This is a genomic window from Nocardia sp. bgisy134, from assembly GCF_965341865.1.
In the GTDB taxonomy this organism is placed as follows: Bacteria; Actinomycetota; Actinomycetes; order Mycobacteriales; family Mycobacteriaceae; genus Nocardia.
This window is the reverse complement of record NZ_CBDQZP010000069.1, coordinates 1-539: the sequence shown is the minus strand read 5'-3', so window position 1 is coordinate 539 and position 539 is coordinate 1. Positions and strand designations below refer to the sequence as shown.

The following is a 539-nucleotide window of genomic DNA, read 5'->3' as shown; positions in this document are numbered from 1 at the left end:
CTGTTCGCCACGTTGCTCTTACCGGCAGGATTTGCTCACCTGGCCAGAGGTCGAGACATGGTGGAATTCGTCAAGACCAAGGGCCTGCCGCTGCCGGCGCTAGCCGTCTCCGGCTCTGGTGTGTGGCTTCTAGTTTGCGGATTCAGTGTGCTGCTCGGCGTATGGGCCGACCTCGGAAGCCTATTGCTCGGGGCCTTTCTCCTGGCTGCCGCGGTGGGTATGCACAACTTCTGGACGCAGTCACAACCGTCGGCAAGGCAGAACGATCGAATCCACTTCAACAAGAACGTCGAGCTCGCAGGTGCTTCACTCATGCTTTTCGCGTTCTTCGCGCACACACCCGAGCTCGGGATGACACTGACCGGTCCATTGTTCTCGCTGAACTGACTGCTGCGTCCGGACGGCATCGCTCGCGCCTCGGTGCAGCTCCGCGGGAAGAGGCTCAGGATGCCCGACACGAGTACGAACCTTGCCGCGCACGGCCCCTCGATGACATCGAGCAAGGACCATGGGCGGCGCAAGAAAAGGAAACTTGCATC

General features: G+C 60.9%; 1 protein-coding gene. It reads left to right on the top strand.

Going from position 1 to position 539, the window contains the following annotated elements:
- Positions 1 to 387: DoxX family membrane protein (locus ACRWNM_RS36555; protein ID WP_431972738.1), on the top strand; the 387-nt coding region annotated here is incomplete at its 5' end.
- Between the last annotated feature and the right edge of the window lie 152 nt (positions 388 to 539).